Origin of the sequence: Peterkaempfera podocarpi (assembly GCF_042466665.1) — a bacterium.
GTDB classification, from domain to species: domain Bacteria; phylum Actinomycetota; class Actinomycetes; order Streptomycetales; family Streptomycetaceae; genus Peterkaempfera; species Peterkaempfera podocarpi.
The window spans coordinates 4,977,614-5,000,653 of record NZ_CP162102.1 but is presented as its reverse complement, the minus strand read 5'-3'; the positions used below and the strand labels follow the sequence as shown (position 1 = coordinate 5,000,653).

At 70.2% G+C, this 23,040-nt stretch carries 17 protein-coding genes and 1 tRNA gene; 4 read left to right on the top strand and 14 right to left on the bottom strand.

The features are described 5' to 3' along the window. Nucleotides 1–14 precede the first annotated feature (14 nt). Together AB0761_RS21995 and AB0761_RS21990 are read left to right on the top strand one after the other, a co-directional pair. On the top strand, nt 15–2,369 hold the full coding sequence (locus AB0761_RS21995; protein ID WP_377270821.1) for a helicase-associated domain-containing protein: 2,355 nt from the start codon (nt 15–17) through the stop codon (nt 2,367–2,369). Between the two features lie 136 nt (nt 2,370–2,505). After that, nucleotides 2,506–3,837 (top strand): DUF2786 domain-containing protein, encoded by a 1,332-nt coding sequence (locus tag AB0761_RS21990; RefSeq protein ID WP_377270820.1) that lies wholly within the window; start codon nt 2,506–2,508, stop codon nt 3,835–3,837. A gap of 119 nt (nt 3,838–3,956) precedes the next feature. Here AB0761_RS21990 and AB0761_RS21985 read toward each other — a convergent pair whose 3' ends face one another. The 13 genes from AB0761_RS21985 to AB0761_RS21925 all read right to left on the bottom strand — a co-directional run bounded on the left by AB0761_RS21985 (nt 3,957) and on the right by AB0761_RS21925 (nt 19,175). Then, nucleotides 3,957–4,337, bottom strand: a complete 381-nt coding sequence (locus tag AB0761_RS21985; protein WP_377270819.1) for a type II toxin-antitoxin system death-on-curing family toxin — start codon at nt 4,335–4,337, stop codon at nt 3,957–3,959. Then, complete coding sequence (locus AB0761_RS21980) at nt 4,334–4,534, bottom strand: hypothetical protein (protein WP_377270818.1); 201 nt, start codon at nt 4,532–4,534, stop codon at nt 4,334–4,336. The genes AB0761_RS21985 and AB0761_RS21980 overlap by 4 nt, the downstream gene beginning before the upstream one ends. A 116-nt stretch (nt 4,535–4,650) precedes the next feature. Beyond that, nucleotides 4,651–8,547, bottom strand: a complete 3,897-nt coding sequence (locus AB0761_RS21975) for a DNA-directed RNA polymerase subunit beta' (RefSeq protein ID WP_377270817.1) — start codon at nt 8,545–8,547, stop codon at nt 4,651–4,653. A gap of 101 nt (nt 8,548–8,648) precedes the next feature. After that, nucleotides 8,649–12,125, bottom strand: a complete 3,477-nt coding sequence (gene rpoB, locus AB0761_RS21970) for a DNA-directed RNA polymerase subunit beta (protein WP_377270816.1) — start codon at nt 12,123–12,125, stop codon at nt 8,649–8,651. Nucleotides 12,126–12,879: 754 nt separating this feature from the next. Continuing rightward, nucleotides 12,880–13,263, bottom strand: a complete 384-nt coding sequence (rplL, locus tag AB0761_RS21965; RefSeq protein WP_377270814.1) for a 50S ribosomal protein L7/L12 — start codon at nt 13,261–13,263, stop codon at nt 12,880–12,882. A gap of 87 nt (nt 13,264–13,350) precedes the next feature. Further along, nucleotides 13,351–13,914: a 50S ribosomal protein L10 gene (gene rplJ, locus AB0761_RS21960; protein WP_377270813.1), complete on the bottom strand. Its 564-nt coding sequence runs from the start codon at nt 13,912–13,914 to the stop codon at nt 13,351–13,353. A 296-nt stretch (nt 13,915–14,210) separates the two neighbouring features. Beyond that, nucleotides 14,211–15,137 carry a hypothetical protein gene (locus tag AB0761_RS21955; protein WP_377270811.1) on the bottom strand — a complete coding sequence of 309 codons (927 nt, stop codon included), beginning with the start codon at nt 15,135–15,137 and terminating at the stop codon, nt 14,211–14,213. Between the two features lie 61 nt (nt 15,138–15,198). After that, on the bottom strand, nt 15,199–16,077 hold the full coding sequence (locus AB0761_RS21950) for a hypothetical protein (RefSeq protein WP_377270810.1): 879 nt from the start codon (nt 16,075–16,077) through the stop codon (nt 15,199–15,201). Between the two features lie 124 nt (nt 16,078–16,201). Next, nucleotides 16,202–16,924, bottom strand: coding sequence for a 50S ribosomal protein L1 (rplA, locus tag AB0761_RS21945; protein ID WP_377270809.1), 723 nt, complete (start codon nt 16,922–16,924; stop codon nt 16,202–16,204). Between the two features lie 105 nt (nt 16,925–17,029). After that, nucleotides 17,030–17,464, bottom strand: coding sequence for a 50S ribosomal protein L11 (gene rplK, locus AB0761_RS21940; RefSeq protein WP_377270808.1), 435 nt, complete (start codon nt 17,462–17,464; stop codon nt 17,030–17,032). Between the two features lie 180 nt (nt 17,465–17,644). Then, nucleotides 17,645–18,523, bottom strand: a complete 879-nt coding sequence (gene nusG, locus AB0761_RS21935; protein ID WP_377270806.1) for a transcription termination/antitermination protein NusG — start codon at nt 18,521–18,523, stop codon at nt 17,645–17,647. Between the two features lie 178 nt (nt 18,524–18,701). After that, nucleotides 18,702–19,004 carry a preprotein translocase subunit SecE gene (secE, locus tag AB0761_RS21930; protein WP_377270805.1) on the bottom strand — a complete coding sequence of 101 codons (303 nt, stop codon included), beginning with the start codon at nt 19,002–19,004 and terminating at the stop codon, nt 18,702–18,704. Nucleotides 19,005–19,102: 98 nt separating this feature from the next. Beyond that, nucleotides 19,103–19,175, bottom strand: a tRNA-Trp gene (locus AB0761_RS21925). A gap of 283 nt (nt 19,176–19,458) precedes the next feature. Here AB0761_RS21925 and AB0761_RS21920 point away from each other — a divergent pair. Further along, nucleotides 19,459–20,718: a pyridoxal phosphate-dependent aminotransferase gene (locus AB0761_RS21920; protein WP_377270804.1), complete on the top strand. Its 1,260-nt coding sequence runs from the start codon at nt 19,459–19,461 to the stop codon at nt 20,716–20,718. A 98-nt stretch (nt 20,719–20,816) separates the two neighbouring features. Beyond that, nucleotides 20,817–21,866 carry an adenosine deaminase gene (locus tag AB0761_RS21915; RefSeq protein WP_377270803.1) on the top strand — a complete coding sequence of 350 codons (1,050 nt, stop codon included), beginning with the start codon at nt 20,817–20,819 and terminating at the stop codon, nt 21,864–21,866. Nucleotides 21,867–21,947: 81 nt separating this feature from the next. Here the strand turns inward: AB0761_RS21915 and AB0761_RS21910 are convergent, their stop codons facing one another. Next, nucleotides 21,948–23,006 carry a UDP-N-acetylmuramate dehydrogenase gene (locus tag AB0761_RS21910; protein ID WP_377270802.1) on the bottom strand — a complete coding sequence of 353 codons (1,059 nt, stop codon included), beginning with the start codon at nt 23,004–23,006 and terminating at the stop codon, nt 21,948–21,950. Nucleotides 23,007–23,040: the final 34 nt, after the last annotated feature.

Genomic DNA, 23,040 nt, shown 5'->3' with positions numbered 1-23,040 from the left:
CTAGGCTCGGGCCCATGCAAAGCAACGCCGCGCTCAGCACCTGGCTCGCCGACCGCACCGCCGACCGGTTGGCCGAGTTGCTGAGCAGACGCGACCTGCCGCGCAGCGCCACCTACGGCACCCGCCCGCTGACCTCCTTCGCCGGCCTCGCCGAGCACCTGCTGGGCGACCACTCCACCGCCCGCGCCATGCGGCTGCTCACCCTCGCGGAGCTGCAGATCCTCACAGCGGTGGCCCGGCTGGCCGACCTGCGCCACGGCCCGCTGCCCGAGCCGGGCTCCCAGACCGACCCCGACCCGTCCGACCGTCCGGTCCCCCGCGACGAACTGCTGGATGCGGTCGCCCCCACCCCGGAGGCCCGCCGCGCCGCCGAGGAGTGCCTGGACCGGCTCGCCGTGCAGGCCCTGGTGCTGCCCCCGCACAACGGGGTGGACCTCGTCGTACCGCTGCTGCTGCACCGCCGCTCCGCCGAGCTGCGGGGGCTCGGGCGGCCGGTGGACCGGCTGCTGACGGACGCCTTCAACGCCGCCGAGGTGCACCGCATCTCGGCGGAGCTGGGGCTGCCCGGGGCCCGTTCCCGGGACCAGGCGCAGCGCGCCGTCACCGCGCTGCTGAGCGAGCCGGACGAGGTGCGGGCCCTGGTGGCCCAGGCGCCGCCGGAGGCGCTGGACGTCCTGGCGAAGCTGGTCCCCGGTCCGCCGCAGCTGTACGCGACCTGTTTCACCTCGCAGTACGGGTACTACGTGGCGGGCCGGGCCAAGTTCCTCTTCCGGGCCGCCGGTTCAGGGCACCCCGGGGCGGACTGGCTGGCCCGGCACGGGCTGCTGCTGCCGGTCGGCACCGACCTGGTGGAGCTTCCCCGCGAGGTGGGCACCGCCCTGCGGCCGGACGAGGAGCACCTGCCCTTCGACCCCGGTCCGCCGCAGCTGCGGGGTTCGGCCGCACTCCCACGCGGCGCGGCGGGAGAGGCGCAGACGGCGGCAGCGGCGGCGGCTTCCCAGGCGGAGCTGGTACTGCGGGCGGTGGCGGCGCAGCCGCCCACCCTGCGCAAGGCGGGCGGGGTCGCGGTACGCGACAGCCGGCGGCTGGCGAAGACCACCGGTGTGCCCGAGGCGCAGGTCCGTCTCTGGCTGGACCTGGCGGCCACCGCCGACCTGCTCGGCCCGGTGCAGGACGAACCCCCGAAGACCCGGGGCCGCCGGCCTCCCCCGCAGCCGCCGGGCCGGATCGTGCCGACCCAGCGGTACGACGGCTGGCTCGCCGCCTCACCCGCCGAGCGGCTGCTGCCGCTGGTGGCCGCCTGGGCGGTGACGCCCGAGGTCTTCACCCACTGGCCGGACCCCGAGGAGACCCCCGTCGCCCTGGCCGCGCCCCAGGACCCGACCGCGGTTGTGCTGCGCCGGGCCCTGCTGGACACCCTGGCGGCACTGCCCCAGGGGTGGGGGCTGGAGCCCACCGCCCCCGAGAACCTGGACGCACTGCTGGTCGGCGCCGTATGGCAGCGGCCCACGGTGCTCACCCCGGCCGAGGGCCCCGACCGTACCCGGGCCACCCTCACCGAGGCCGCGCTGCTGGGCGTGGCCGCCCACGGGGCGCTCACCCCGGTCGGACAGGCGGTACGGGCCCTGCTGCACTCCGGCGCCGACCGCTGCTTCCCCTCCGTACCCGGCGCCGGGCCCCGCCTGCACTCCCATCCGGCCATCGCCGACGCGGTACGGGGGCTCCGCGACGCCCTGGCCGAACTGCTGCCACCGCCGCAGACCACGGCCCGCTTCCAGGCCGACCTCACCGCGGTGGTGGCGGGCGCGGCCTCCCCCGAGCTCACCGAACTGCTCACCTGCTGCGCCGTACGGGAGTCCGAGGGCCACGCCGTGGTGTGGCGGATCACCGCGGCCTCCGTACGCCGGGCGCTGGACGGCGGCCTGGACGCCACCGACCTGCTGCAACGTCTCACCGAGGCGTCGGTCGACGGGCTTCCGCTGCCACAGCCGCTGGAGTACCTGGTCAAGGACACCGCCCGCACCCACGGCCGGATGCGGGTGGTGCGGTCGGCCTGCTGCATCCGGTCCGACGACGAGGCGCTGATCCTGGAACTCTCCAGGACCCGCTCGCTCGCCAAGCTCGGGCTGCGCCGGATCGCCCCCACCGTCCTGGTCTCCACCGTCGGCCCGGAGGAGACCCTGGTCGCGCTGCGCACCGCCGGCTTCGCCCCGGTGCTGGAGGCCGCCACGGGCACCACCGTCGTGGAACGCGCCCCGGCCGAGCGGGCTCCCACCTCCATGCCCCCGCTCTCGCACGCCGAGGACCACCGCGGCTCCGGCCCCCGCACGGCCGCCGCCCTGGCGGCGAAGCTGCTGGGCGGCGGTTAGGGCTGTCCAGGGGGCGGGGCAGATCACGGGCGGAGCAGACGGCAGGCGCAGCGGAACGGCGGGCGGGCAGGGCAGCAGGCCGGGCGGGCGGGCGGCCCGGGGCGTGGTCCTGCCCGCTCCGTTACCCTCGGCATCCATGGGCAAGCGCAGTCAGGAACGCCGCCACCAGCGTCGGCAGCAGCACACACAGCAGTCCCCCGACGGCCGCGTCCCCCCGTCGCCCGCGCCCTCGCCCGCCGAGCTGCTGGACCAGTCGCTGCACAGCGTCCGCGCCGTCCAGCCCGACGCACTCATCCCGGCCCTGGACGCGGCCGCGTCCGTGCTCGCCGCCACCGGCGAACGCTGGCCCGCTCTGGGCCAGGCGCTGCTGGCGCACGGCGACCGCACGCTGGACCGGCTCTGGGCCGCGGGCTGGCGGCCGGCCGATGTGGTCCGGATCGTCCGGCGCGACCTGCAGCCCGAGCACACGGCACTGGCCGTCGACCTGATCGCCGCCGAGGCACGCCGCCACCCTGCCACCGCCTTCGACCGCCGCTGGGCCGAGCAGCTGCGCGAGCTGGAGGCCGATGTCTGGTGGGCCGACGACGCCGACTACCTCCCCCGCGTCACCGCGGAGCGCCGTCTCGACCGCTTCGCGGTGGCGACCCACACCCTGGAACTGCTCCGCGTCTGGTCCCTGCTGCCCCCGATCACGCCGGTCGGCCCTGCTCCCGGCCGCACGGCGGCAGCGACCCGCACCGCCCCCTCCGCTGCCGAGCCCCGCATGCTCGGCCGCATCCGTGCTCTGCTGGCGAAGGCCGAGTCCACCGACTTCCCGGAGGAGGCCGAGGCGCTGACCGCCAAGGCCCAGCAGCTGATGGCGCAGCACAGCATCGACGAGGCCCTGCTCGCCGCCGGCCAGGCGGACAAGGACGCCCCCTCCGCCCTGCGCGTCGGCATCGACAACCCTTACGAGGGCCCCAAGGCGATGCTGCTCGACGCGGTCGCCGCCGCCAACCGCAGCCGCGCGGTGTGGTCCAAGGAGTTCGGCTTCTGCACGGTCGTCGGCTTCGACGCCGACCTGGACGCCGTGGAGCTGCTCTACACCTCGCTGCTGGTCCAGGCGACCACCGCGATGAACCGGGCCGGCAGTCGTCGCCACGCGGGCGGCGCCTCGCGCACCCGGGCCTTCCGCCAGTCCTTTCTGATCGCATACGCGGCCCGCATCGCCGAACGCCTCAGTGCCGCCACCCGGCAGGCCGCCAGCGACGCCGCCGCGGGCGTCCGGCTGCGCGAGGACGACCCGGAACGCACCGAGCGGGCCGTCCCCGACGCCCGGCTGCTGCCCGCCCTTGCCGCCCGCGAGCTGGCGGTGGACTCCGCCACCGAGGCCATGTTCCCCAGGCTGACCTCACAGCGGGTCCGGATCAGCGACGCCGAGGGCTGGACCGAGGGCCGCGCCGCGGCCGACCGCGCCGCCTTCAGGTGAGCGACGGCGGACCAGGGCCGACTCCCTCCCCCTCCGGTCGGCCGAAGGCGTAGCGCAGCTCCGGGGGGTGGGCCCGGAAACAGCATGGGCCCTCGCCGCGACGGTGCCAAGGGCGGTGGTCAGCGGGTGGACCAGAGGGCGAAGGACTTGGCGATGGCCGGGACGTCCATCTCACCCCGGGCCACCGCAAGCACCAGGCTCTCGGCCGAGTCCACATCCGGGGGCCGCAGCTCGAGGTCGTTCACCGCGTAGAAGATGCGGGTGGCCACCCATGCAGTGCGTTTGTTTCCGTCGATCAGGGCATGGTTGCGGGCGAGCGAGTGCAGCAGAGCTGCCGCCTTCTCATGGAAGGTCGGGTAGGCGTCCGCGCCGAACACCGACGCCTGGGGGCGGGCAAGGGCAGCCTCGATCAGGCCGTAGTCCCGGACCGCTGCCTCGCTGCCACCCTGGACACGAGCTGCGATGGTCAGCAGCTCGGACAGGTCGAGGTACCCGGTCACTGGTCAGCGAGCCGGTCCAGGAGTTCCCTGTCCTCATCCATGATCCGGTCCAGGGCCTTGTTGAACAGCTCGGTCCGGCGGGTCAGGTAGAGGTGTATGGCCTCCGCAGCGATCTCCTGCTTGGAACGCTTCTCCAGAGCCGCCCGCTCGGTGAGCAGCCTGTCGTCGGCCTCGCTGAGTCGAAGAGTCATCGCCACAGGTCGATGATACCGAGCGATACCACGCGATACCACTCTTTCTTCAACCGAGCGCCGTATGCCGAAGGGCGGCCGCCCCCTCATGGGGACGGCCGCCCTTGCGGTCAAGCAGTGACTCAGCCGGTGTACGGGCCGTAGTCGTAGTCCTCCAGCGGAACCGCCTGGCCGGAGCCGGCGCCGAAGGGCGAGATGTCGTAGTCGTCGTAGCCGACGGCCGAGTACATCGCGGCCTTCGCCTCCTCGGTGGGCTCGACCCGGATGTTGCGGTAGCGGGGCAGACCCGTACCGGCCGGGATGAGCTTACCGATGATGACGTTCTCCTTGAGGCCCAGCAGCGGGTCCGACTTGGCGTGGATCGCCGCGTCGGTGAGCACCCGGGTCGTCTCCTGGAAGGAGGCGGCCGACAGCCAGGACTCGGTGGCCAGCGAGGCCTTGGTGATACCCATCAGCTGCGGACGACCGGAGGCGGGGTGACCGCCCTCGGACACCACGCGGCGGTTCTCGGTCTCGAACCGGCCGCGCTCGACCAGCTCGCCCGGCAGCAGCTCGGCGTCGCCGGACTCGATGATCGTCACCCGGCGGAGCATCTGCCGGATGATGATCTCGATGTGCTTGTCGTGGATCGACACACCCTGCGAGTTGTAGACCTTCTGGACCTCCTGGACCAGGTGGACCTGGACGGCCCGCTGACCCAGGATGCGCAGCACGTCGTGCGGGTTGGTGGCACCCATGGTCAGCTTCTGGCCGACCTCGACGTGCTCGCCCTCGCTGACCATCAGCTTCACACGCTTGGAGACCGGGTAGGCGATCTCCTCGCTGCCGTCGTCGGGGGTGACGACGAGCTTGCGGGTCTTCTCGGTGTCCTCGACCCGGACCCGGCCGGCCGCCTCGCTGATCGGGGCCACACCCTTGGGGGTACGGGCCTCAAAGAGCTCGACGACACGGGGCAGACCCTGGGTGATGTCGTCACCGGCCACACCACCGGTGTGGAAGGTACGCATGGTCAGCTGGGTGCCGGGCTCACCGATGGACTGGGCGGCGATGATGCCGACGGCCTCGCCGATGTCCACCAGCTTGCCGGTGGCCAGCGAACGCCCGTAGCACATGGCGCAGGTGCCGACCGCGGACTCACAGGTGAGGATCGAGCGGGTCTTGACGGTGGAGACACCGTGGCGGACCAGCTCGTCGATCAGCACATCGCCGAGGTCGGTGCCGGCCTGGGCCAGCACCTGGCCGTCGACGGTGATGTCCTCGGCGAGGCAGCGCGCGTACACGCTGGTCTCGACGTCGTCGGCCTTGCGCAGCACACCGTCGGTGCCCACCGAGGCGATCTCCAGCTTGAGGCCGCGCTCGGTGCCGCAGTCCTCCTCGCGGATGATCACGTCCTGCGAGACGTCGACCAGACGACGGGTGAGGTAGCCCGAGTCGGCGGTACGCAGAGCGGTGTCGGCGAGACCCTTACGGGCACCGTGGGTGGAGATGAAGTACTCCAGCACGGTGAGGCCCTCACGGAACGAGGCCTTGATGGGACGCGGGATGGTCTCGTTCTTGGCGTTGGACACCAGACCACGCATACCCGCGATCTGCCGCATCTGCATCATGTTTCCACGAGCCCCGGAGTCCACCATCATGAAGATGGGGTTGGTCTTCGGGAAGTTCGCGTTCATCGCCTCGGCGACCTCGTTGGTCGCCTTGGTCCAGATCGCGACGAGCTCCTGCTTGCGCTCGTCGTTGGTGATCAGACCGCGCTCGTACTGCTTCTGGATCTTCTCGGCCTGCGCCTCGTAGCCCTCCAGGATCTGGGGCTTGCTCGGCGGCACCACGACGTCGGAGATCGACACGGTGACACCGGAGCGGGTGGCCCAGTGGAAGCCGGCCGCCTTGAGGTTGTCCAGGGTGGCCGCGACGGTCACCTTGGGGTAGCGCTCGGCGAGGTCGTTGACGATCGCCGACAGCTGCTTCTTGCCGACCTCGTAGTCGACGAAGGGGTAGTCCTCGGGCAGCAGCTCGTTGAAGAGGGCGCGACCCAGGGTGGTGGAGAGCCTGAAGGGCTCGCCCTCGATCCAGGTCGGTGCGCCGGTCTCCTCGTCCACCGGTGCGGTCCAGCCGCGCGGAGGCATGGTGCCGGCGGGCAGCCGGACGTCGATCTGCGCCTGCAGGTCCAGCTCGCGGGCGTCGAAGGCCATCATGGCCTCGGCGGTCGAGGTGAACGAGCGGCCGCCGCCCTTCACGTCCTCACGGTCCGAGGTGAGGAAGAAGAGGCCGAGCACCATGTCCTGGGTGGGCATGGTCACGGGGCGGCCGTCGGCCGGCTTGAGGATGTTGTTCGAGGACAGCATCAGGATGCGGGCCTCGGCCTGGGCCTCCGCCGACAGCGGCAGGTGGACGGCCATCTGGTCACCGTCGAAGTCCGCGTTGAAGGCGGTGCAGACCAGCGGGTGGATCTGGATGGCCTTGCCCTCGACCAGCTGCGGCTCGAAGGCCTGGATGCCCAGGCGGTGCAGGGTCGGTGCACGGTTCAGCAGCACCGGGTGCTCGGCGATGACCTCTTCGAGGACGTCCCACACCACGGGGCGGGCACGCTCGACCATGCGCTTGGCCGACTTGATGTTCTGCGCGTGGTTGAGGTCCACCAGGCGCTTCATCACGAACGGCTTGAAGAGCTCCAGCGCCATGGCCTTGGGCAGACCGCACTGGTGCAGCTTGAGCTGCGGGCCGACGACGATGACCGAACGGGCCGAGTAGTCGACTCGCTTGCCGAGCAGGTTCTGACGGAAGCGGCCCTGCTTGCCCTTGAGCATGTCGGACAGCGACTTCAGCGGACGGTTGCCCGGACCGGTGACCGGACGACCGCGGCGGCCGTTGTCGAACAGCGCGTCGACGGCCTCCTGGAGCATCCGCTTCTCGTTGTTCACGATGATCTCGGGGGCACCGAGGTCCAGCAGACGCTTCAGCCGGTTGTTGCGGTTGATCACACGGCGGTACAGGTCGTTGAGGTCGGAGGTCGCGAAGCGGCCACCGTCCAGCTGCACCATCGGACGCAGGTCCGGCGGGATCACCGGGACGCAGTCCAGCACCATGCCGTTGGGCTTGTTGCGGGTCTGCAGGAAGGCGGAGACGACCTTGAGGCGCTTGAGCGCACGGGTCTTCTTCTGGCCCTTGCCGGTCTTGATGATCTCGCGGAGGCGCTCGGCCTCCTCCTCCAGGTCGAAGGACTCGAGCCGCTTCTGCAGAGCGGCGGCGCCCATCGCACCGGAGAAGTAGGTGCCGAAGCGGTCGCGCAGCTCGCGGTAGAGCAGCTCGTCGCCCTCGAGGTCCTGGACCTTGAGGTTCTTGAAGCGGCTCCACACCTCGTCGAGCCGGTCCAGCTCGCGCTGGGCGCGGTCGCGCAGCTGCTTCATCTCGCGCTCGGCACCCTCGCGCACCTTGCGGCGCACATCGGCCTTGGCACCCTCGGCCTCAAGCTCGCCCAGGTCGGCCTCGAGCTTCTTGGCGCGGGACTCCAGGTCGGCGTCGCGGCGCTGCTCGATCTGCTGGCGCTCGACGGAGACATGGGCCTCCAGCGACGGCAGGTCACGGGTGCGGCGCTCGTCGTCCACCCAGGTGATCATGTAGGCGGCGAAGTAGATGACCTTCTCCAGGTCCTTCGGCGCCAGGTCGAGCAGGTAGCCCAGCCGGCTCGGCACACCCTTGAAGTACCAGATGTGGGTCACCGGGGCGGCCAGCTCGATGTGGCCCATCCGCTCGCGGCGGACCTTGGCACGGGTCACCTCGACGCCGCACCGCTCGCAGATGATGCCCTTGAAGCGGACGCGCTTGTACTTACCGCAGTAGCACTCCCAGTCCCGGGTGGGGCCGAAGATCTTCTCGCAGAAGAGTCCGTCCTTTTCCGGCTTCAGGGTGCGGTAGTTGATGGTCTCGGGCTTCTTGACCTCACCGTGGGACCACTGGCGGATGTCGTCGGCGGTCGCCAGGCCGATACGCAGCTCATCGAAGAAGTTGACGTCGAGCACTTTTCGTCAAGCCCTCTTTCAGGGGTCGAGTCTTTCGTCTGGTCTGATGGGGGCCTTGGGGGTGGTGGGGCCTCACCGGGGTGAGGCCCCACCGACCTCCGTCAGACCTCTTCGACGCTGCTCGGCTCGCGCCGGGACAGGTCGATACCGAGCTCCTCCGCGGCGCGGAACACGTCCTCGTCGGAGTCACGCATCTCGATGGACATACCGTCGGACGACAGCACCTCCACATTCAGGCAGAGCGACTGCATCTCCTTGATGAGCACCTTGAAGGACTCGGGGATGCCGGGCTCCGGGATGTTCTCGCCCTTGACGATGGCCTCGTAGACCTTCACTCGGCCGAGCACGTCGTCGGACTTGATGGTGAGGAGCTCCTGCAGGGCGTAGGCGGCGCCGTACGCCTCCAGGGCCCACACCTCCATCTCACCGAAGCGCTGACCACCGAACTGCGCCTTACCACCGAGCGGCTGCTGGGTGATCATGGAGTACGGACCGGTCGACCGGGCGTGGAGCTTGTCGTCGACCAGGTGGTGCAGCTTGAGGATGTACATGTACCCGACCGAAATCGGGTGCGGGAACGGCTCGCCGGAGCGGCCGTCGAACATCCTCGCCTTGCCGGACGAACCGACCATGCGGTTGCCGTCGCGGTTGGGGATGGTGTTCTCCAGCAGACCGGTGATCTCGTCCTCGCGGGCGCCGTCGAAGACGGGGGTCGCCAGGTTGGTGTTGGCGGCCACCTGGTCGGCGTCGATCGCCTGGAGGCGGCGCGCCCACTCCTCGCCGATGCCGGAGACGTCCCAGCCCTGCTTGGCGAGCCAGCCGAGGTGCGTTTCCAGAACCTGTCCCGGGTTCATTCGGGACGGGACACCGAGCGGGTTGAGGACGATGTCCACCGGGGTGCCGTCCTCGAGGAACGGCATGTCCTCGACCGGGAGGATCTTGGAGATGACGCCCTTGTTGCCGTGACGGCCGGCGAGCTTGTCACCGTCGGTGATCTTCCTCTTCTGGGCCACGTAGACGCGGACCAGCTGGTTGACACCCGGGGGAAGCTCGTCGCCCTCCTCACGGTCGAAGACGCGGACGCCGATGACCTTGCCGGACTCACCGTGCGGCACCTTCAGCGAGGTGTCGCGGACCTCACGGGCCTTCTCACCGAAGATCGCGCGGAGCAGGCGCTCCTCGGGGGTCAGCTCGGTCTCGCCCTTGGGAGTGACCTTGCCGACCAGGATGTCGCCGGTGACGACATCCGCGCCGATCCGGATGATGCCGCGCTCGTCGAGGTCGGCGAGGACCTCCTCGGAGACGTTCGGGATGTCCCGGGTGATCTCCTCGGGGCCCAGCTTGGTGTCACGGGCGTCGACCTCGTGCTCCTCGATGTGGATCGAGGAGAGGACGTCGTCCTGCACGAGGCGCTGCGACAGGATGATCGCGTCCTCGTAGTTGTGGCCCTCCCACGGCATGAACGCGACCAGCAGGTTCTTGCCGAGGGCCATCTCGCCCTCGTCGGTGCAGGGGCCGTCGGCCAGCACCTGGCCGACCTCGATGCGGGCGCCCTCGTCCACGATCACCTTCTGGTTGAAGGCGGTGCCCTGGTTGGAGCGCGTGAACTTGGCCACCCGGTAGGTGGTGTAGGTGCCGTCGTCGTTGGCGACGGTGATGTAGTCCGCGGAGACCTCCTGGACCACACCGGCCTTCTCGGCGGCGATGACATCGGCGGCGTCGACCGCAGCGCGGTACTCCATGCCGGTGCCGACCAGCGGCGCCTCGCTCTTCAGCAGCGGGACGGCCTGGCGCATCATGTTGGAGCCCATGAGCGCGCGGTTGGCGTCGTCGTGCTCCAGGAAGGGGATCATGGCGGTCGCGACCGACACCATCTGGCGCGGCGAGACGTCCATGTAGTCGACCTCGGTGCCCGGGATGTAGTCGATCTCGCCGCCACGGCGGCGGACCAGCACACGGGGCTCCGCGAAGGTGAGCTCCTCCGTCAGCGGCGCGTTGGCCTGCGCGATGACGAAGCGGTCCTCCTCGTCGGCGGTGAGGTAGTCCACCTGCTCGGTGACCACACCGTCGACGACCTTGCGGTACGGGGTCTCGACGAAGCCGAAGGCGTTGACCCGGCCGTACGAGGCCAGCGAGCCGATCAGACCGATGTTCGGGCCTTCGGGGGTCTCGATCGGGCACATCCGGCCGTAGTGGGACGGGTGCACGTCACGGACCTCGAAGCCGGCCCGCTCACGGGAGAGACCACCCGGGCCCAGCGCGGACAGACGGCGCTTGTGGGTCAGGCCCGACAGCGGGTTGGTCTGGTCCATGAACTGGGACAGCTGGCTGGTGCCGAAGAACTCCTTGATGGAGGCGACGACCGGCCGGATGTTGATCAGGGTCTGCGGCGTGATCGCCTCGACGTCCTGGGTGGTCATCCGCTCGCGGACGACGCGCTCCATACGGGCCAGGCCGGTACGGACCTGGTTCTGGATGAGCTCGCCGACGTTGCGCAGACGACGGTTGCCGAAGTGGTCGATGTCGTCGACCTCGACGACGATGTCGCGACCCTCCTCGGTGTCCACCCACTCGGTCTCGCCGGCGTGCAGCTTGACCAGGTACTTGATGGTCGCGATGACGTCCTGCTCGGTGAGCACGCCGGAGTCCAGCGACTCGTCGATGCCGAGCTTGCGGTTGACCTTGTAGCGGCCGACCTTGGCCAGGTCGTAGCGCTTGGGGTTGAAGTAGAGGTTCTCCAGCAGGGTCTGGGCGGCCTCCTTGGTCGGCGGCTCGCCCGGACGCAGCTTGCGGTAGATGTCCAGCAGCGCGTCGTCCTGGCCCTGGGTGTGGTCCTTCTCCAGGGTGGCGCGCATCGACTCGTACTCGCCGAACTCCTCGAGAATCATCTCGCTGGTCCAGCCGAGCGCCTTGAGCAGCACGGTGACGGACTGCTTGCGCTTGCGGTCGATGCGGACACCGACCATGTCGCGCTTGTCGATCTCCATCTCCAGCCAGGCACCACGCGACGGGATGACCTTGGCGGAGAAGACGTCCTTGTCGGAGGTCTTGTCGAGCGTCGAGTCGAAGTAGACGCCCGGGGAGCGGACCAGCTGCGACACCACGACACGCTCGGTGCCGTTGATGACGAAGGTGCCCTTGTTGGTCATGAGCGGGAAGTCGCCCATGAAGACCGTCTGCGACTTGATCTCGCCGGTCTCGTTGTTGGTGAACTCGGCGGTGACGAAGAGCGGCGCGGCGTAGGTGAAGTCGCGCTCCTTGCACTCGTCGATGGAGTTCTTCGGCGGCTCGAAGCGGTGGTCGCGGAAGGTCAGCGACATCGAACCGGAGAAGTCCTCGATCGGCGAGATCTCCTCGAAGATCTCCTCGAGGCCGGACTTGGTGGGGACATCGTGTCCGTTCGCGAGGGCGCTCTCGACCCGGTTCTTCCACGCCGCGTTGCCGAGCAGCCAGTCGAAGCTCTCGGTCTGCAGGGCAAGGAGGTTCGGTACCTCGAGAGGCTCGCGGATCTTCGCGAAGGAGACACGCAGGGGTGCGGTGGAGGCGGAGTTGTTCGAGGCGTTGCGCGAGGCGGCCAAGAGGGGGTCCTTCCGAGGGCTCGGACTCACTACGCGCGTACCGGGCCCGACCTTCCCAGGATCGGCGCCCCGGCTCTTGCAGCACCGCACCGGCAGGATGTTTCTCCTGGTCGGAACGGGTGCTCGGTCGGGGGCCGCCCCTGTTCAGGGCAGTGCGAACTCCGGGCGACGAGTCACGGAGCAGCTAACAGGCAGCGCAAAGGGACAGTGTAGCCATTCGGCACACTGCTGTCCAGCTCTGATTCGGAGACCGAATCGGAGACTCCCTCCCTCGTGCCGACCGCCCCCGTCGGGGCGGCCTGCAGGGCGGTTCCTGCCATGTCGTACGACCCCTCGGAAAGGCCGTACACCTCACGCCGTGTTCACTTCCCGTCACGAGCCCGGTTCATGCATTCGGGACCGGACGGAGTGACCACGCGTCCTGAGAATTGCGCGCGGCGTGCAGTTCGTCAAGGGCCAGGCGCTGCGGAGATCGCCACAGGCGCCACCCGGCGGTACCACTGCGCCGGGGAAGAACCCATGGTGAGGGCGGTGCAGCTGGCGACAGCGCTCAGCGTACCCGGCACCGCCGACAGCCCGGAGCAGCCCGGGCCGGGGCGCCTGGAGGTCCGCAGAGGCAAAAGGACGGAGCCTCCCGGTCAGCGCGGCCAGAGGTCCGCAGACGCAAAAAGGCCGGGGCGGCCACCCGGATGGGTGGCCGCCCCGGCCCGCCCCCAGAGGGGCGCAGTCTGGGACTGCGGTCAGGAGACCGAGGTCACTTGACGGTGACCTTGGCGCCGGCGGCCTCGAGGGCAGCCTTCGCCTTCTCGGCGTCCTCCTTCTTGACCTTCTCCAGGACCGGCTTCGGGGTGCCGTCCACCAGGTCCTTGGCCTCCTTCAGGCCGAGGGAGGTCAGGCTGCGGACCTCCTTGATGACCTGGATCTTCTTGTCACCGGCGGACTCGAGGATGACGTCGAACTCGTCCTGCTCCTCGACGGCCTCGGCGGCGGCGGCGGGGCCACCGACGGCGGCGACGGCGACCGGAGCGGCAGCCTCGACGTCGAACTTCTCCTCGAAGGCCTTCACGAACTCGGAGAGCTCGATGAGGGTCATCTCGCCGAAGACCTCGAGCAGCTCGTCGTGCGACAGCTTCGCCATGATTGGCGTCCTTCCACTAATTCGGCTGGTGCCGGATGTACATAACGGCGGGCGTACGGGCCCGCTGCGAGGGCGTCAGCCCGCCGATCACTCGGCGGCGGCGTCCTCGGCGGCGGGAGCCGGCGTACCGGCACCGCCCTGCTCGACCTTGCTGCGAAGGGCGTCCGCGGTACGGACGAACTTCGAGAGCGGGGCCTGGAAGGTCGCCGCGGCCTTGGCCATGGACGCCTTCATGCCACCGGCAAGCTTGGCGAGCAGCACCTCGCGGGACTCGAGGTCCGCGAGCTTCTTGATCTCATCGGCGGACAGCGCCTTGCCATCAAGGACACCGCCCTTGATGATGAGAGCCGGGTTCTCCTTGGCGAAGTCACGCAGACCCTTGGCCGACTCCACCGGGTCACCGGTGACGAAGGCGACAGCCGTCGGACCCGCGAACAGGTCGTCGAGCTCGGTGATCCCGGCCTCATTGGCAGCGATCTTGGTCAGCGTGTTCTTCACCACGGCGTACTGGGCGTTGACGCCCAGCGAGCGACGCAGGGTCTTGATCTGCGCCACGGTCAGACCCCGGTACTCGGTCAGCACCGCCGCGTTGGAGCTGCGGAACTTGTCCGTGAGCTCCGCGACAGCGGCAGCCTTGTCGGGCCTCGCCATAGGCTTACGCCTCCTTCCGTGATGTCGATGCTGATCCCGCGGGAAGGGGGCTGGGAGAACGAGAAGAGCCCCGGCGCACAGGCGCACGGGGCTCACGGCGGTCTCGACGGCTCACGAAGAACCGGAGACCAAGCTCCAATCACACCTGCGCAGGCCGTCTGCTCGTTCGCAGATCCTTCGGTCACCGACACCCCTCACAGGGCGCACAGCGACAACCAGCGGTCTTTGGCAGGCTCCAGACTAGGTGACCGGGGCGGCCCCGGGCAAATCGCCCTGCCGGGGCCGCCCCGGGCAGGTCAGCTGTGCCCGGCGGACTTCGCCGCGCTGCCGAGCAGCTTGGAGAGGTCCAGGGTGTCGGAGGCCGGCGGCGCCACCGCGTGGACCGGGGTGCCGTAGTCCGAGTAGTCGACCACGATGTCCAGCGGGCCGTTGGCGGTCTGCGCGGTCTCGTGCACCCTGACCGGCCGGTTCTGGCCGTTCGCCCAGAGGTCGATGTCCATGGTCTTCACACCGAGCTTGGTCATCTGGTCCTCGAACTGCTTGCGCTGCGAGGCGGTCATGCTGCCGAGGCTGCCCTGCTTCTCGGCGAGCTTGGTGATGTCCACGGTGCCCCGGTAGTGGGTCGTGGAGACACCGTCGACGGTCTCCTTGCCGACCTGCTTGACGTTCCCCGAGCCGGTGATCAGCCCGACGCTCTGGGTCGGGTCCTGACCGGACTGCTTGTCCAGCTGGTCCAGCATCTGCTGGCCGGCGGCGCCCTGTGTCTTGGCCAGGGCGGCCAGGTCCATCTTCAGCCAGTGCTTGCCCTGCAGGGAGGCGGCCGCCTTCGCGCCCATGTTCATGTACATGGTCTGGCCGGTCATCACCATCCGCATGCTCCCGGCGCCGGCCTGAGCGGCACCCGCGATCCCCGAGGTGTCCATGGTCAGATCCATGGCCAGCGGCTTCCAGCTCATCACGCCGGAGGCGGTGACGGTGCCGACCTTGGGCAGCTTCTCCACCATCTTCATGCGTACCGAGGACGCACTGTCGGTGGACTTGGCCACCAGGCCCAGCGCCTTGGACACATCGACCACGGGTGCGCCCCCGGCCTTGGTGCCGCCGTCCCCGGCGGCCTTGGTACTGCCGGCGGACGGGCCGCCGCCGTTGCTGCTACAGCCGACCAGACCGGTCAGGCCGACGACGAGCACGGTGGCGGCACCGACGAGACGTATCTGCTTCATGGGGTCCCCCTAATGGTCAGAAGCGACGGCTTACGTCGTTGCTCATGACGATATGCGGGCCTCAGCCGGTTGCATCCCCGGGCGCGTCGGTCGCACCGCCAGCGGCGCCGGTCGCACCCCCGGGGGTGTCGGTCGCACCCCCGGGCGTGTCGCCGGAGGACAGATTCTGGGTGTCGAAGGTGTCGTCCGGCAGCGGCGCCTGGATGTCCACCTCCATGCCGATGGCCGAGTAGCGGGTGGAGGTGGTCTCCGAGCCCTTGGCCAGCAGGCAGGCGCGCCGCTCCTGGACCACCTGGTCCTTGGCGTCGATCCAGACGTCGACGGTGATGCTGGTGGCGCCCTGCTTCCGGTACGCGTCGAGCACGGAGGTCCGCTGCTCCGGCGAGAGGTCGCTGCTGGCGCCCACCAGGTCCGCCACCGACGCGGAGGCGCGGTAGTGGACGGTGTCCATGTCGTCCAGCTTCTCGGGCCCCACCTGCCGCAGCCGGCCCACGGCGGCCAGCGCCGTCAGATCGGACGCCGGGCTGAGCTGCTCGCCCCAGGTCGAGTACACGGCCGCCCCGGCACCGTCCCCGTGGGAGGTCCTGGGGTCGAACCGCATCCAGTGCCGGCCGCCCATCCAGGCGCTCTGCTCGGGATCCGCCACCAGATAGACGATCCCGTCCAGGGTCCGCACCTGCACCTGTGCGGCGCCGTGCCGCATCACCAGCTCCATCGCCGGCTTGCTCCCCCAGGACAGCACCCCCGAGCCGCTGCTCGCCCCCTCGACCGGGTCCTGGCGCTGCAGCACCACCTTGGCCGCCCCGGCGTCCGCCATCACCTTGGCCGCGGCCTGGAACGCCTCCTTGGGGGTGCGCTCCCGGTGCCCGCCGCATGCGGCGGTACCACCGAGGAGCGTCGCCGCGACGGCCGCGGCGACAACGGTGCGTATGGTGCGCATGTGTGAGTCCTTGGTCCGTCCCGGGATCAGGGGCCAGCTCTCGGACTCTAGCCCAGGCCTGAAATGCGGCGGGCCCGCACCCCTGGAGACCAGGGGTGCGGGCCCGCCGAGGAATCCTCGGGCGTCAGACCGCCGCGGGGTCCTCCTCGACGAGGAGGTTGCGGGTGCGGTTCGGGTCGACCGGGACACCGGGGCCCATGGTGGTCGACACGGTGGTCTTCTTGATGTAGCGGCCCTTGGCGGCGGACGGCTTGGCCCGCAGCACCTCGTCGAGGGCGGCGGCGTAGTTCTCGACGAGCTGCTCGTCGGAGAAGGACGCCTTGCCGATGATGAAGTGCAGGTTCGAGTGCTTGTCGACGCGGAACTCGATCTTGCCGCCCTTGATCTCGGTCACGGCCTTGGCCACGTCCGGGGTCACGGTGCCGGTCTTGGGGTTCGGCATCAGGCCACGGGGGCCGAGCACGCGGCCGAGGCGGCCGACCTTGCCCATGAGGTCCGGGGTGGCGACGACGGCGTCGAAGTCCAGACGGCCCTTGGCGACCTCGTCGATCAGCTCGTCGGCGCCGACGATGTCGGCACCCGCAGCCTCCGCGGCCGCCGCACGCTCACCGGTCGCGAAGACCAGGACCCGAGCGGTCTTGCCGGTACCGTGCGGCAGGTTCACGGTGCTGCGGACCATCTGGTCGGCCTTGCGCGGGTCGACACCCAGACGCATGGCGATCTCGACGGTCGAGTCGAACTTGGTGGTGGAGGTCGCCTTCGCCAGGCGGATGGCCTCCAGGGGGGCGTAGAGACGCTCGCGGTCGACCTTGGCGGCCGCGGCGTCCAGAGCCTTGCTGCGCTTCACTGCTGCTCCTGAAAGTGATCTGTGGAGTCGTGGTGGCTACGGGCCGCGCTAGGCCCTACCACTTGGGGTGGCTCGCTCACCGGGAACGGGCCCCGAGAGGCGGTCTCAGCCCTCGACGGTGATGCCCATCGACCGGGCGGTGCCGGCGATGATCTTCTCGGCCGCGTCCAGGTCGTTGGCGTTCAGGTCGGGCATCTTGGTGGTGGCGATCTCACGGACCTGGTCGCGGGTGATCTTGGCGACCTTGGTCTTGTGCGGCTCGCCGGAGCCCTTCGCCACGCCCGCGGCCTTCAGGATGAGGCGGGCGGCCGGCGGAGTCTTGGTGACGAACGTGAAGGTGCGGTCCTCGTAGACCGTGATCTCCACCGGCACCACCATGCCGCGCTGCGACTCGGTGGCGGCGTTGTACGCCTTGCAGAACTCCATGATGTTGACGCCGTGCTGGCCCAGGGCGGGGCCGACCGGCGGTGCGGGGTTGGCCGCACCAGCGTTGATCTGGAGCTTGATGAGCCCCGTGACCTTCTTCTTCTTGGGAGGCATGTCTCTCCGGGTCCTTCTGAGAGGTGTTTCCCGACAGGCGCGACCCGGCGCAACGGAGCGCCGGGACACTGTCAGGGCCTTGAGTGGCAGCGCACGCGGGGTACGGGACGGCGTCCCGGGTCACGCGCACACATCGGACCAGGCTAACGCGAACGGTCGCCTGGTCCAAAAACGGGCAGGTCAGTTCTTCTGGATCTGGTCGAAGGAGAGCTCCACCGGGGTCTCCCGGCCGAAGATCTCCACCAGGCCCTTGACCTTCTTGGAGTCGGGGTTGATCTCGTTGATCGTCGCCTGGAGGGTGGCGAAGGGGCCGTCGGTGACGGTGACCGAGTCGCCCACCTCAAAGTCCAGCACCTGGACCTCGACCGGGCGGGACGGCGACGGCTTGCCGGCCTCCTTGGCCGCGGCGCGCTCCACGTCGGGGGCGAGCATCTTGACGACCTCGTCCAGCGTCAGCGGGTACGGGTCGTAGGCGTTGCCCACAAAGCCGGTGACACCGGGAGTGTTGCGGACGACGCCCCAGGACTCGTTGGTGAGGTCCATCCGCACCAGGACATAGCCCGGGAGCTTGTTCTGCCGGATGGTCTTGCGGTCGCCGTTCTTGATCTGGACGACCTCTTCCTGGGGCACCTCGGCCTGGTAGATGTAGTCCTCGACGTTCAGCGAGACGGCGCGCTGCTCCAGGTTGGCCTTGACGCGGTTCTCGTAGCCCGCGTAGGTGTGGATCACGTACCACTCGCCGGGCGCCAGCCGCAGCTCCTCGCGGAACTTGGCGACGGGGTCGACGTCCTCGGCCTCTTCCGTCTCCTCGGCGTCCTCGTCGAAGGCCTCCTCGGCCTCCGCCTCGGCATCGCCGGTGACGTGCAGGGCGGCCTCCTCGGCCGGGGCACCGGCCTCGGCCTCGGCAGCCTCGACCTCGTCCTCGTCCGCATCGGCCGCGTCGATGATCTGCTCCGCGGTGTCGCCCTCGGCCTCGGCCGAGCCGGCCGCGTCGCGCTCCACGGCATCGTCCGCCTCGCGGACGGTCTCGTCGGCGTCGTACAGGGGGGACTCAGACACGGTGGCTGCTTCTTCCTGGAGATGAGAGATGGAACGGTTCCGCGCCGTTGCCTTCTCCTGTCCAGTCCTCGAATCAGATCGATGCGAACAGCGTCCGTGTACGGCTCGGAAACTCAACAGTACCGAGTCAACGGTAGCGGGATTGTCCGATCGATGCCGATGACGCGGTCGCGGCGGCTCAGCCGAAGGTCCAGAACGTGAGCTTGGCGAAGCCCCAGTCGAGACCTGACACGATCGCCATGATGACCACCACGAAGACGATGACAACGGTGGTGTACGTCACGAGGTCGTTGCGGGTCGGCCAGACGACCTTGCGCAGCTCGGCGATGATCTGGCGGTAGAAGAGCGCGAGCCGGGCGAAAGCGCCCTTCTTGTCCTTCTTCGCGGCGCGCTTGCGGTCGCGGCGCGAGGGAAGCTCGCTCTGCTCTTCCTCGGGGCGGCCACGCTCAGGCGTTGCGGTGGAGCCCGTGGTCTCCGTCACTCGTCCTCACCTGAATCCGGTCGCAGTGCTGTCGGAGCCCTCTCCGCATCAAGCCCGCACGCTCGTTGGAGCGGGCGGGCTCGGCGCGGATCAAGCAGCAGGGCCAGAGGGACTCGAACCCCCAACCGCTGGTTTTGGAGACCAGTGCTCTACCAATTGAGCTATAGCCCTTCGGTGCCGTACGGCGCCGAGATGTCACCCAACCTACCGCATCCGAACCGCAGCGTGCTGTATGCGGTGCGAACGATGCAGGTGACGGGTTGCCATCGAGCGTTGAGTGTACGGGTTCCGGGTCTCCGCGTCGAACCTGTTCCCGACGAACCGTTTCACCGGACCGGCGCACCCTCCCGAGCGCGCGCCCTGATCCGTTCGTGTCACCCACACGTGTAAGTGCCCGTGCACGCATGCTGGAACTCCGATGCCCCGGCCGGGGGCGTTCTGCGACCATGCAGACATGAGCGCTGCTTCCTCCCACTCAGCTCCCCAGCCCGACCCTGCCGTGCGGCCCGCCGACCGCCGGGTGTCGGCCCGTATCGGCGCCATCGCGGAGTCCGCGACCCTGGCGGTGGACGCCAAGGCCAAGGCTCTCAAGGCGGCCGGCCGCCCGGTGATCGGCTTCGGCGCCGGCGAGCCCGACTTCCCGACGCCGGACTACATCGTCGAGGCCGCGGTGCAGGCCTGCCGCGAGCCGCGGTTCCACCGCTACACCCCGGCGGGCGGCCTTCCCGAGCTCAAGAAGGCCATCGCGGAGAAGACGCTCCGCGACTCCGGCTGGCAGGTGGACCCGGCGCAGGTGCTGGTGACCAACGGCGGCAAGCAGGCGATCTACGAGGCGTTCGCCGCGATCCTGGACCCGGGCGACGAGGTGATCGTCCCCGCGCCGTACTGGACCACCTACCCGGAGTCGATCCAGCTGGCCGGGGGCGTCCCGGTGGAGGTCGTGGCCGACGAGACCACGGGCTACAAGGTCTCGGTGGAGCAGCTGGAGGCGGCCCGCACCGAGCAGACCAAGGTGCTGCTCTTCGTCTCCCCCTCCAACCCCACCGGTGCCGTCTACACCCGTGACGAGGCCGAGGCCATCGGCCGCTGGGCGGTCGAGCACGGGCTGTGGGTGCTCACCGACGAGATCTACGAGCACCTGGTCTACGGCGACGCGCAGTTCCACTCGCTGCCGGTGCTGGTGCCCGAGCTGGCCGACAAGTGCATCGTGGTCAACGGTGTCGCCAAGACCTACGCCATGACCGGTTGGCGGGTCGGGTGGCTGATCGGCCCCCAGGACGTGGTCAAGGCGGCCGCCAACCTGCAGTCGCACGCCACCTCCAACGTCAGCAATGTCGCCCAGGTGGCGGCGCTCGCCGCGGTCAGCGGCGACCTGTCGGCCGTGGACGCCATGCGGACCGCCTTCGACCGCCGCCGCCGCACCATCGTGCGGATGCTCAACGAGATCGACGGCGTCACCTGCCCCGAGCCGGAGGGCGCCTTCTACGCCTACCCGTCGGTGAAGGCGCTGCTGGGCAAGGAGATCCGCGGCAAGCGCCCGCAGAGCTCCGTCGAGCTGGCCGCGCTGATCCTGGACGAGGCCGAGGTCGCGGTGGTCCCGGGCGAGGCCTTCGGCACCCCCGGCTATCTGCGGCTGTCGTACGCGCTGGGCGACGAGGACCTGGCGGAGGGCGTCTCCCGGCTGCAGAAGCTGCTGGGCGAGGCCCGCGACTGATCCGCCTGCCGTGCGCGCCGGGGCCCGCCGAGGCGGGTCCCGGCGCGTTTTCGCGGGTACCGTGCCGCAACGGGCCGCCGGCACGGCAGAATCGGTCAATGGACCACCTGCACTCCTCGGCCTCCGAGCCCGCCCCCCAGCGCGATGTCCGGCTGCTGCCCAAGGCCCATCTGCATCTGCACTTCACCGGCTCGATGCGGCCCGCCACCCTGCTGGAACTGGCCGACAAGCACGGTGTGCACCTCCCCGAGGCGCTGAGCTCGGGAGAGCCCCCGCGGCTGCGGGCCACCGACGAACGCGGCTGGTTCCGCTTCCAGCGGCTCTACGACATGGCCCGCTCGGTGCTCCGCGACGAGCAGGACATCCGGCGGCTGGTCCTGGAGACCGCGCAGGACGAGCGGACGGACGGCTCCGGCTGGCTGGAGATCCAGGTCGACCCGACCTCGTACGCCCCCCGGCTCGGCGGGCTGATCCCGGCCCTGGAGCTGATCCTGGACGCGGTGCAGGACGCCTCCGCGGCCACCGGGGTCGGCATGCGGGTGCTGGTCGCCGCGAACCGGATGAAGAGCCCGATGGACGCCCGTACGCTGGCCCGCCTGGCGGTCCGCTACGCCGACCGGGGCGTGGTGGGGTTCGGTCTCTCCAACGACGAGCGGCGGGGGCTGGCCCGCGACTTCGACCGCGCCTTCGACATCGCCCGCCGGGGCGGGCTGCTGGCCGCCCCGCACGGCGGCGAGCTGTCGGGGCCGGAGAGCGTCCGGGACTGCCTGGACGACCTGGGCGCCGCCCGGATCGGCCACGGGGTGCGGGCCGCCGAGGACGACCGGCTGATGCGGCGGCTCGCCGACCGCCAGATCACCTGCGAGGTGTGCCCTGCCTCCAATGTCGCGCTGGGCGTCTACGAGAAGCCGGAGGACGTACCGCTGCGCCGGCTCTTCGACGCGGGGGTGCCGATGGCGCTGGGCGCGGACGACCCGCTGCTCTTCGGCTCCCGGCTCGCCGCCCAGTACGACCTCGCACGGGATGCCCAGGGCTTCACCGACGCCGAGCTCGCCGAGCTGGCCCGCCAGTCGGTGCGGGCCTCCCGCGCCCCGGAGGACGTGCGGGCCCGGCTGCTGGCCGGGATCGACGCCTGGCTGACCGCCTGACCACTGGCCGCCTGACCGCTGGCCCCTGGCCGCCTGACCTGCGGCCCCGGGCCCGCGCGGGCCCGTACGGAACCGCCGCGGTCAGAGCGGTCCGGCGCCCACCAGTACGGGCTCGTTCACCAGCGTCACGCCGAAGACCCGCAGCACACCGTCGCGTACCTCGCGGGCCAGGGACAGCAGGTCCTCGGTGGTGGCGTCGCCCCGGTTGGTGAGGGCCAGGGTGTGCTTGGTGGAGATGCGCGCCGGGCCCTCGCCCCAGCCCTTGGCGAAGCCGGCCCGGTCGATGAGCCAGGCCGCCGAGGTCTTCAGCTGCCCGTCGGCCGCCGGGTAGACCGGCGGTGCGGTGTCGGGGCCGAGGTGGTCACGGGCCCGGTCCAGGAAGGCGGCCCACTCGGCCTCGCCGAGGACGGGGTTGGTGAAGAAGGACCCCGCCGACCAGGTGTCGTGGTCGGCCGGGTCGAGCACCATGCCCTTTCCGGCCCGCAGCGCCAGCACGGTCTCCCGGGCGGTGGCCAGCGGCACCCGCTCGCCCTGGTCGACGCCCAGGGTGCGGGCCACCTCGGCGTACTTCACGGGGGCGGAGAGCCCTCCGGCGTCCTCCAGGGCAAAGCGGACCCGCAGCACCACATACCGCTCGGGGGCGGCCTTGAAGCGGCTGCTGCGGTAGGAGAACCCGCACTCGGCGCCGGGGATGGTGACCGTCCCGCCGCTGCGGCGGTCGTAGGCGACCACCTCGGTGACGGTGGCGGAGACCTCCTGGCCGTAGGCGCCCACGTTCTGCACCGGCGTGGCGCCGGCCGAGCCGGGGATGCCGGCCAGGAACTCGATCCCGGCGAGCCCCAGCTCCACGGTGCGGGCCACCGCGTCGCTCCAGACCTCGCCGGCGGCCAGCTCCAGCACATCTCCCCGCACCGCGAACCCGGTGGTGGCGATCCGCAGCACGGTGCCGTCGAAGCCCTTGTCGCCGATGACCAGGTTGGAGCCGCCGCCGAGCAGCAGCAGCGGCTCCCCGGCCCGGTCGGCCTCCCGTACGGCCTCGACGACCTCGGCGTCGGTGGTGGCGGTGACCAGCCTGCGGGCCGGACCGCCGAGGCGGAAGGTGGTCAGCGGGGCGAGCGGGGCGTCGTGGAGTACCTGCACGGGAACAGCGTACGGGCAGGCCGCCGCCCCGCTC